The 395-nt window shown below is 74.4% G+C and carries 1 protein-coding gene; it reads left to right on the top strand.

Annotation, left to right across the window (positions count from 1 at the left end):
- Positions 1-395 (top strand): hypothetical protein (locus tag JHD82_RS30345; protein WP_269848180.1); only part of this gene is annotated, 395 nt, incomplete at both ends.

The following is a 395-nucleotide window of genomic DNA, read 5'->3' as shown; positions in this document are numbered from 1 at the left end:
CCCCCCCCCCCCCCCCCCCCCCCCCCCCCCCCCCCCCCCCCCCCCCCCCCCCCCCCCCCCCCCCCCCCCCTCACACCACCCCCCCCCCCCCGACACCTACACTGTTCGCATTTCGTCGGCAGCGTCAGATGTGTATAACCCCCCCCCCCCCCTGGTACTGGAACATCGGCCTGCACAAGGTGTCGCTGGGCTCGCTGATCATCGCGCTGGGCCTGGTGGGCATGTCGCGCGTGCAGCAGCAGTTCTTCCCCTGTCTCTTATACACATCTCCGAGCCCACGAGACGCTGACGTTGATCTAGTATGCCGTCTACTGCTGGAAAAAAGCGGGGGGGGGGGGGGGGGGGGGGGGGGGGGGGGGGGGGGGGGGGGGGGGGGGGGGGGGGGGGGGGGGGGG

Source organism: Delftia sp. ASV31 (genome assembly GCF_016428765.1).
GTDB classification, from domain to species: Bacteria; Pseudomonadota; Gammaproteobacteria; order Burkholderiales; family Burkholderiaceae_C; genus Comamonas; species Comamonas acidovorans.
This window is presented reverse-complemented; position numbering and strand designations above follow the sequence as displayed.